1 protein-coding gene and 1 pseudogene are annotated in these 818 nt (G+C 71.3%); both read right to left on the bottom strand.

The window, feature by feature from the left end:
• Nucleotides 1-602 (bottom strand): annotated as a pseudogene (locus tag EII26_RS12850) (hypothetical protein); the annotation flags it as partial.
• Nucleotides 599-818: ExbD/TolR family protein (locus EII26_RS12845; protein WP_446718761.1), on the bottom strand; the 220-nt coding region annotated here is incomplete at its 5' end. The gene EII26_RS12845 and the pseudogene EII26_RS12850, both read right to left, overlap by 4 nt.

Genomic DNA, 818 nt, shown 5'->3' with positions numbered 1-818 from the left:
AGTTTCCCCTCCTCACGGCGCCTGCGGGAGAAAAGAGGGTACTCCGGCGGCGTCTTGGAGAGGATTTTCAGCGTCCCCACATCCACCGGCCCCGTCCCGCCGGCCAGCCCCGCCGACGGCCCCACACCGGCGCCCGCCGCGCCGCCGGAGCCGCCTCCGGCAGTGCCCGGCGCGGGAACACGACCCCGAACAACCGCCGCAATCTCTCCATCCGGCTCCTGCACCGACGGAGAGGGAACGGGATCGGCCCTGCGCACACGCTCCGGTTGGGGAACCGGCGGCTTGGACTTCGGCTGGCTTTTGGGTCTGACACTGGATTTCAGGGCCGGTTGCTTCGCCTCGGGCTTGGGCCTTGGAGGCTCGGCCCTCCTTTGGGGGGCGGAGGATGGAGAGGAGCGCCCCGTATTCGGCCCGTCTCCCGGCAGGCCGCCTACGTCGGAGCGGGACCGGCCCACAACGCGCGCCGGACGGATCAGGGTGAGCTTCAGAGCCGGACGGAGCTCCGGGGCCTCCCTCCTTGGGGGAAGGAGAAAAAGCGCGGCGTGGAAGGCCAGGCTGAGAACGACGGGCAAAGTCCATCGACGCAGAAAACAGGGGCTCACGGGACCCCTCCCTGAAGCACGAGCCCCGCGCTCTCCAGCCCCGAACGCCGAAGGAGCTCCAGAAGCTCCGCGACGGCCCCGTAAGGTGCCGCACGATCGCCCGCCAGCAGGATGTCCCGGCTCTCGGCCGCGGCCTGCGAGGCCAGAGCGGGGACGTCGGCGCTCGTCACCGCGGCTCCGCCCCAAAGGACCGTGCCGTCCGCCCTCACCGACACC

This window comes from Fretibacterium sp. OH1220_COT-178, from assembly GCF_003860125.1.
In the GTDB taxonomy this organism is placed as follows: Bacteria; Synergistota; Synergistia; order Synergistales; family Aminobacteriaceae; genus CAJPSE01.
Note: the sequence above shows the minus strand (reverse complement) of the source record. Positions and strands in the feature narration are given on the sequence as shown.